3 protein-coding genes are annotated in these 6841 nt (G+C 42.7%); 2 read left to right on the top strand and 1 reads right to left on the bottom strand.

Features of this window, described 5'->3' with window-relative positions; translation table 11 throughout:
- A partial coding sequence (gene hrpA / locus HQK80_02260; protein MBF0221043.1) for an ATP-dependent RNA helicase HrpA occupies positions 1-3701 on the bottom strand: 3701 nt, incomplete at its 3' end.
- A gap of 203 nt (positions 3702-3904) precedes the next feature.
- Here hrpA and HQK80_02255 point away from each other — a divergent pair.
- On the top strand, positions 3905-4990 hold the full coding sequence (locus HQK80_02255; protein MBF0221042.1) for a hypothetical protein: 1086 nt from the start codon (positions 3905-3907) through the stop codon (positions 4988-4990).
- 132 nt (positions 4991-5122) lie between these two features.
- Entirely contained in the window at positions 5123-6535 is a 1413-nt protein-coding gene (locus tag HQK80_02250; protein MBF0221041.1) for an MFS transporter, read from the top strand.
- Positions 6536-6841: the final 306 nt, after the last annotated feature.

Genomic DNA, 6841 nt, shown 5'->3' with positions numbered 1-6841 from the left:
GTTTTCATTTCTGGTGCAAACACAGATATTTTATACTCTTCGATCAGTATCTTAAATTCATCAATCATGGCTGAAACAACAGTTTTTCTGGCTGGCACATGAATGCTATCGAGAATTTTCAAAAGGGCCGCCAACTCCTCAGAAAAACGTACAATCAATGATGCTTTTTTAGTGTGATTTACTGGTGAAACGTAGGCCCGTTCAGCAATAATTTTCAGGGCCTCCAGATAACGACAGGCCTGTTCAGCCTCAGGCATCGAATACCGTTGTAAAAAATCATGCGGCAAGATTCGTTCAAGTTCTACAAAAAAATCAGCAAACTGCCGCGCTGCCACAATATTTGATTGGGACAAGGCGGCATACTTGGACAAAATATCATAGACCTTTCGACGTACAGCAAGAATCTCTCGCACTTTCTTAAAGACAAAGGCAGCAGTACTAAAAAAACCATCCTCTCGTAGCTTTATTACTTTTTGATTAAATTCATTCTGGTCTCGGTCAAGCCTTTGATCGTCACAAAACAGTTCCAGCAAGATGAAATCCAGCATCTGCCGATTTACATCTTTAAAACCACCAAGCCAGTTGACCAGAGCCCAATCATCTTGCTGAAATTTCAACTCCTTTTCACACAACTTGACCTGTTTGGCCAATGCTGTTTTATAAAGAACCAAAAGGCCCAAGCGATGACTTTTAATCTGTTCTTCTGCCTGCAAAAACAGTTTAACACCAACCCGTCCATCACCCCTGTCAACTAGGCCAGGAAAGAGATAGCCGCTAAGCCCGTTTGAGCTATCGACTGGAATACGTTTAATGGCCCAATCATCAAAGAGATCAATCACCTCCTTTTCCCAGTTAACTTTAAGTGTGGTAAGGCTTGGAGTGCCGGAGGGTTCATAATTACATTTAAACAAATCGTTAAAATTTCTGGTATGTTCCAGAACCTTAGCCTTGTCATTTACTAAACAAAAACGCATTTTCAGATGGTTGGGAAGCAAATCGGGCTGCCACATCTGCCTTTCGATCGTCACTTGATAGTTTTTTGCTATAAGCGCAGACAGTTGCCCTTGGAGTGAACCTTTACCAAACTCAAGCTGCGAGATAAGAAACTCGGTTGTTTTGTTGACCGGAACAAGATGTTTACGTACCGATTTTGGTAAGGATTTTAACAGTGCCAGAACTCGTTCAGAAAGCAGACCGGGAACCAGCCACTCAAAGGGCAAAGGATTTATATGCAGCAGCGTTGAGGATGGGATTAAAACAGTGACCCCATCTTCAATGGATCCCGGTTCAAATTTATAGGAAAGTTGAAACTCAAATTTTTCACAGGTAAGTGTTGTTGGGAATTTATCATCGTGGCGCAGATCGTAGTCATCGGTACAGACGTCACTTTCCGACATAATCAGCGATGAGCTGATAACCGGTAACGCCTTTATCAGACTCGCCATACTGACAATATGATGCGGTATTCGGGAGTCATAAAAGGTAAATATAGTATACTCATCAATAACGTGCCGAGTTCGCACCTTGTCCTCAATATCCTGAAGCCTTTGAATTGTCGCCCTGTTTTTATCCAAGAAATCAATCCGTTGAGTGGTTTGGCCTTCAACAAGGGCTGACTGGATAAAAATTTCCCGGCATACATTTCGGTCAATTGCACTATATGAAACTTTTCTGCTTTCATTAATGACCAGACCAAACAGGGTCGTTTTTTCATAAGCAACCACCTGCCCTTTTCGTTTTTCCCAGTGAGGGTCCGAGTACGAACGTTTACAAAGATTTCCGGCAATTTTTTCTAGCCATTTAGGATCAATTGCCCCTATTGTTCGCGCGTACAAGCGGTTGGTTTCAACAAGTTCAGCGGCCAGCAACCACTGCGGCGGATTAGCAAACTGCCCCGAGCCAGGAAAAATCATCACTTCCTTGCCGTAAGCGGCTGTATAAAGTTTTTTTTCCTTTTTAAAGGCAATATTACGGATCAGACCTGACAATAATGACTGATGAATAGAATCATGATTTTCCGGTGTTGAAAGAATTGAAAACTGAGTTTTATGTTCAAGCCCTCGACAAATCTGCTCATAAATATCCATCCATTCACGCATTCGCTGATAGACAAGAAAGTTCTGCAGACAGTATTTGCGAAGCATGGACTGGCTTTTCACCTTACCGGCAACATGATGAAACGCTCTCCAGATATTGAGGTAAGTAATAAAATCTGAGCCGGGGTCTGTAAACTGTTTATGGGCCGAGTCCGCTTTCTGCTCTTCCCCAAGTGGCCTGATTCGTGGGTCCTGCAGACTTAATACGGCAACGATTATGATTATCTGATTAAGGACATTTCGTTCTTTCGCCTCCAGAACAATTCGTGCCAGGCAGGGGTCTAAAGGAAGCCGAGCCATGATTTTACCATGCTTGGTCAGCTGAATATTTTTACTATTGTCATAGATTGCGCCCAATTCATGCAGCACCGTTATTCCATCCTTAATCGAACGGCTTTTAGGAGGATCTATGAATGGAAACTTCGATGGGTGCCCCAAGCGCAGATTTGTCATTCGTAATATCACTTCAGCCAGGTTTGAACGCATTATTTCCGGCAGCGTGTATTTGGGCCTGTTCAGATAATTCTCTTCACTATAGAGCCGTATGCAGACACCTGGCCCAATCCTGCCGCATCGTCCTTTTCTTTGATCAGCACTTGAAGATGATATTGGCTGTACAGGAAGCTTGGTCGCTCTCATCTTAGGACTATAAGATGCAATACGAGCCAATCCGGTGTCGATAACAAAACGTATGCCGGGAACAGTGATCGATGTCTCCGCAACATTGGTGGCAATGATTATCTTACGTTTTTTGCTTTGGTTAAAAATAGCGGCCTGGGCCTTAACAGACATTCTTCCAAAAAGAGGAAGCGCCTCAAAATCCGGCTGATTGTGGGTGCCGGGTAAAAACGAAGAACGTGATCCTGAATTTATAGTCTCAACGATCTCATTGATATCGCGCTCGGTCGGCATAAAAACAAGAATATCGCCAGAGCGGCTGGAAACCAGAACATCTCTTATGGCGCTTATCGTTTCGTCAACTATAGATATCTCGGTCTTACCATCACATTCAGGAGGAGCATACCGAACTTCAATGGGGAAGGTTTTTCCTGGAATGGAGGCAACCTTGGCGTTCGAAAAAAATCGAGAAAACTTCTCAGTATCGAGGGTCGCGGAGGAGATAATCAGTTTTAACTCCGGACGTTTTTTAATAAGTTTTTTTAATAAGCCCAGCAAAAAATCAATATTGAGGCTTCGTTCATGGGCTTCATCGACAATAATTACATCATAGGAACGAAGATACGGATCAGCAGCAGCTTCTGCGAGCAACAGACCATCAGTTAGAAATTTAATTTTTGTGCTTCTCTTTGTCTTGTCTACAAAACGAACTCGATACCCGACAAGTTCCTGGCCCTCCTCGCCAAGCTCTTCAGATACACGCTTGGCAACAGAGGATGCAGCAATTCTTCTGGGCTGGGTGCAGGCAATAACCTTTTTAGGCCCAACACAATCAGCAACCAGGCACAGCTTTGGTAACTGCGTTGTTTTCCCGGAGCCTGTCTCGCCAGCAACAATTAAAACCTGGTGATTTTTAATCAACTCAATTAATTCATCTTTAACGGAACAGATTGGCAGATTTTCTGGAAAGTAAAATTTGTTGACCACAACTATTTAATTTTTGTAATATTATTTAATATTATTGGATAGTTTGCCGAGTTACATGTAATGACGCAAGTTATACCAGCTTTTATTTTTTTTAAATAGGCCATGTTAAATTTATGAAAACCAACAAAGCGCCAAGTAACAGCTCACCACGATCTGTCAACCCTGCGCCAACAAAACAAAATATCAAGCCGGAGAGTAAAACCATGCCAAATGATATGGAAAATGTCGATACTGCGATTGAAGCATCAAAAAAGGCTGTAGTATCACGAGAAAAAGAGATTGGAGAGTCAGCCGAAATACCTAAAGGCCCCGTTGGACTTGACATTGGAACAAGTCATATTGTCATGGCTCAGAACAAGGGCCGACAAATTCACACGGTTAAGCAGCTAAACGCCTTTTTCACAATTCCCTATTCAAAATTTACCAAGAAAATTCTGGTTGAGAACGATGTTTCGTTCTATGAAAAAGATGACCAATTTTACATCCTTGGCTTTTCAGCTGAAAACTTCGCTAAAATGTTTAATGCCAACACCCGAAGGACCATGGAAAAAGGGTTACTGAGTGCCAAAGAAGATGAGGGCATTACCGTTTTACAATCAATTATAAATACCCTTATAGAAAAAAATCCTTCTAAAGGAGAGATAATATGCTTCAGTGTACCGGGTGACCCTATCGACAGCCCCAACTCGGTCGTTTACCATGAATCAATTATAAAGATGTATTTGACCAGTCTCGGCTATAAGCCCACTTCTATCAATGAAGGCCTGGCAACTGTAATGTCCGAACTTGCTAACGACAATTTCACTGGGATTGGCATTAGTTTAGGTGGCGGTATGTGCAATATCTGTCTTGCCTACCTCTCGGTGCCGGTTATCACCTATAGTATTCAAAAAGGTGGTGATTTCATCGATACCATGGTCGGCATGTCTGTCGGTGAAAAGGCTACTACCATTAAATCAATTAAAGAGAAATCATTTAGTTTGAACAAACCGCCAAAAGGTCGTGTGGAGACTGCCTTAGAGATCTACTACATCGAACTGGTAAGCAGTCTCTTACACAGCCTTAAAGATGTGTTACTCAAAACTGATAAAATTCCTAAGATTAACACATCAATTCCGATTTCCTTAAGCGGCGGAACTGTTTTGCCCGTTGGTTTCAAAGAGTTGTTTGAAAAAACTTTAAACGAAGTTGATCTTCCGATCAATATTTCTGAAGTACGAATAGCCAAAGACCCTCTCAATACTACCGCTAAAGGTGCCATGGTTATGGCCTTATCAGAAGAAATCTAGCTTAAATATTTTCTTTTTTTATCAGGAGGGGGATGTCTCGCATGGGGCATTCCCCTTTTTTCGTCTCTCAAGAATTCTTTCATACGGAGTTTACGCCATGCTGTTAAAGGGTGCTTATTAAAATGACACATCATGAGCGATAGTCAAAACCCACCAGAAGAAGGTACAGCCAAACCGCTTACGGCATCGATCAATGATGGGATATATCATGCCATTATGCTCGGTGCTGGCGAATCCTACCTCGGCGCTTTTGGTATTTTCCTGCGAGCAACAACACTTCAGATCGGGCTACTTGCGGCACTGCCTCTCCTATGTGAAGCAATATCGCAGTGGATAAGCGCCCTTTCACTTGATCGTTTTCAAAGCCGCAAAAACATTATTTTTTTCTGGTCACTCTTCCAGGGCGCAATCTGGCTACCAGTGGCACTGCTTCCTTTTCTTTTTGGGCCGGGCAATTTTGGCACAATTTCACTTATCTGCCTGGTAACCATCAATCATATAGCAACCGGTTTCATATATCCTGTCTGGAGCAGCCTCATGGGCGACCTGGTTCCTATTAAAATTCGAGGTAGATTTTTCGGCAACCGCAACCGACTAACTGGGATGAGCAGTTTTATCAGTCTACTGCTGGCCGGCAGCATCCTCCATTTCTTCAAAAATGCCGAGCAAGCCGCCCTTGGTTTTCTTGTCATTTTTATTATTGCCATGTTGGCTCGTTTTTGTTCGGCATTTTGGATACATCGTTATGATGACCCACCATATCGCGTTCAACCTGAGGATGTTTTTTCGTTTTGGCAGTTTTTGCGACGCGCACCAAAGTCAAACTATGCCAAATTTTCTTTTTTCTTCGCTATAACAAATTTCAGCGTCTCTTTCTCATCACCATATTTTGCACTGTACATGCTCAGAGACCTTAATTTCAGTTACTTCGAGTTTACTGCCATTTCAGGCCTTGCTACTCTTTTTCAATTTTTGACTTTCCGTTATTGGGGCGAAATCAGTGACCGTTTTGGTAACAAAAAGATTCTCACTCTCTGTGGTTTTGGAATCGCAATTGTTCCGATCTGTTGGGTTTTTTCAGAAAACATCATCTACATCTGCAGCATACAGATTTTCGCTGGTGCTGTGTGGGCAGGTTTTAATCTGGCTGCCGCCAACTTCATATACGATGCCTGCTCTCCCCCCAAAAGAGCACGCTGTGTTGCCTACCGAGGAGTTATCAATGGTTTCTTTGTGCTGGCTGGTTCCATGTCAGGTGGTGTGGTCGCCAAACTTCTACCCCCTGACTTTTCTATCGGACCCTTTCACTTCAGCCATGCGCTGTTGTTTGTATTTCTTGTTTCAGGCCTTCTTCGACTAATGACCGCTACTTTTTTCCTGAAAATTTTCCATGAAGTCAGAGAAGTAGAGCCCATTAGGAGTCGAGAACTCATCTTTCGTGTCAGTCATATTAAACCAATTGCTGGTGCAACTTTTAATTTGATGACATATTTTTTCCGCGACCAGAAACAGCATACCGAAAAAGACAAGAAGCTAATAGAGTAAGCCAAGAAAGGTGGGTGCTATTTACCCCCTTACTCCTCACTGCACCAGAAACCCATAAACAAATTATCTGATTAGCGCTAATCTTCCGCAAGCCGTCACCCCGGCATGCTTTAAGCCGGGGTCCAGTGAAGAGAATAGAATGGATCGGAGTCGGAGTTTATGCCCCTGTCTTTAAGGGTGCTACCTCCAGCTGACAACATACCGGAATGAACGTGTAACTTATGTGTTAACTTGAAAATTATCATAAAAAGTACATGGGGTGAGAGTATGACCTATCAAACTCTCCAACAATAAGAAGAACAATGC

This window comes from Desulfobulbaceae bacterium (assembly GCA_015231515.1).
Lineage (GTDB): Bacteria > Desulfobacterota > Desulfobulbia > Desulfobulbales > VMSU01 > JADGBM01.
The sequence above is the reverse complement of the archived record's forward strand: the minus strand, read 5'-3'. Positions and strand labels throughout refer to the sequence as shown.

Bases quoted from the DNA above. Each gene is read 5' to 3' on its own strand.
- HQK80_02255 (MBF0221042.1), top strand. From the start codon at position 3,905: ATGCCAAATGATATGGAAAATGTCGATACTGCGATTGAAGCATCAAAA.
- HQK80_02250 (MBF0221041.1), top strand. From the start codon at position 5,123: ATGAGCGATAGTCAAAACCCACCAGAAGAAGGTACAGCCAAACCGCTT.